At 69.2% G+C, this 1,540-nt stretch carries 1 protein-coding gene and 3 pseudogenes; 2 read left to right on the top strand and 2 right to left on the bottom strand.

All coding sequences use genetic code 11. The features are described 5' to 3' along the window. Together AB0442_RS42405 and AB0442_RS42400 are read left to right on the top strand one after the other, a co-directional pair. Positions 1–142: pseudogene (locus tag AB0442_RS42405) on the top strand (IS630 family transposase); the annotation flags it as partial. 55 nt (positions 143–197) lie between these two features. Next, positions 198–950 (top strand): beta-propeller fold lactonase family protein, encoded by a 753-nt coding sequence (locus AB0442_RS42400; RefSeq protein ID WP_366168836.1) that lies wholly within the window; start codon positions 198–200, stop codon positions 948–950. Positions 951–1,123: 173 nt separating this feature from the next. Here the strand turns inward: AB0442_RS42400 and rpmF are convergent. Continuing rightward, a pseudogene (gene rpmF / locus AB0442_RS42395) lies at positions 1,124–1,281 on the bottom strand (50S ribosomal protein L32). Next, positions 1,264–1,434 (bottom strand): annotated as a pseudogene (locus AB0442_RS42390) (HNH endonuclease); the annotation flags it as partial. The pseudogenes rpmF and AB0442_RS42390, both read right to left, overlap by 18 nt. Between the last annotated feature and the right edge of the window lie 106 nt (positions 1,435–1,540).

Below are 1,540 nucleotides of genomic sequence, written 5' to 3'. Positions count from 1 at the left end.
CCGGGCCCGCAACCAGGCCGAGCTCGCGGCTGAAGCACGACGCTTCTTCCGCCGGCGCCAGCGCCAGCCCCACATCGTCCGCGGCTACTTCCACGCCCCGCACGTGCGCTACACCCTCGGCGAGAACCAATTGAGTTTCTGATCAATATGTCGCCGCCCCCGTTCTCCTCCCGCCCACGCCCACCGTGTTCGTCTTCGTGGCCGACTCCGTGGCCAACGCGGTGTCGGTGATCGACACCAGTACCAACACCGTCACCGCCACGATCCCCGTCGGTAATGCCCCGTTCGGGACGGCGATAGCACCGGACGGCAAGCACGCCTACACGGCGAACGGCGGAGCCGACACCGTATCCGTGATCGACACCTCCACCCACACCGTCACGGCCACGGTCCCCGTCGGCAGCGGCCCGCAAGCCGTCACGGTGTCTCCCGACGGCACGAGGGCCTACACCGCCAACAACGGGGCCAACACCGTGTCCGTCATCGACACCGCCACCACCACCGTCACCACCACCATTCCCGCCGGCAGCGGCCCGTACGCGGTCGCGATCACCCCGGACGGCACCCGTGGCTACGTCGTCAACGCCTCGGACAACACGGTCTCGGTGATCGACACCGCCACCAACACCGTCACCGCCACCATCCCGGTCGGCGGCTACCCGGCCAGCATCTCCGTCACCCCGGACGGGCAGCACGCCTACGTCGTCAACGACGTGGACAACACCGTGTCCGTCATCGACACCGCCACCAACACGGTCACCACCACCATCCCGGTCGGCAACTCTCCGGTCGGTGTGGCAACATCCCCCGACGGCATGCATGCGTACGTCGCCAACAACGGAGCCGACACGGTCTCGGTAATCGACACTGCTACCAATACCGTCACCGCCACCATCCCGGTCGACACCGGGCCCTACAACCTCGCGGCAGGATACGTACCAACCACGTGAGCCGGACGCCGCCGGCCTGCCCAGGACAGGGACTGCGCTCGCACCCGAGCCGCCCGGACCTCCCAGGCCGCCGAAATGATCGAATGCGCCGCCGAACGCTGCCAGCGGCCGCCGCGGCGGGTGTGTCAAATGCGCGAAGGGCCGCGACGCTTGCGCGCTGCGACCCCTCGCGTTCACGGCGCCAGCAGGCCACGCTCGTATGCACGGACCAGATTGCGCGGCACCAGGTGCTCGCGCCCGTCGACGGTGACCGGCACCAGCTGGGTGCACTCGTCTTCCACTGAGCGCGCCGGTGCCGATTGTTACTGCGGGACCAGGCGCCGCCGGTCAGCGCGCACCTGGGCCCGACGGCCGACGACTCGGTCGCCTCCGCGATCAGCACCTCCTTGCAGGTGTCGCAGCCGTCCCGGTCTACGTCGATCCATTGCCGGAAGGCGCTCGGCGGCGTCCCGGCCGACGGCGCGGTGGCCCTCGACGGCATCATCGCCGAGTTCGCGCATCTCGCCGAGGACGGCGATCAGCCGGCTTTCGCTCGTCTCGGCCTTGATGTGCAGGGCGATGCCGCGGTGGGAGGCGAACTGGTCGAAGAC

The sequence above is a fragment of the Kitasatospora sp. NPDC085895 genome (assembly GCF_040702125.1).
In the GTDB taxonomy this organism is placed as follows: domain Bacteria; phylum Actinomycetota; class Actinomycetes; order Streptomycetales; family Streptomycetaceae; genus Kitasatospora; species Kitasatospora arboriphila.
Note: the sequence above shows the minus strand (reverse complement) of the source record. Positions and strands in the feature narration are given on the sequence as shown.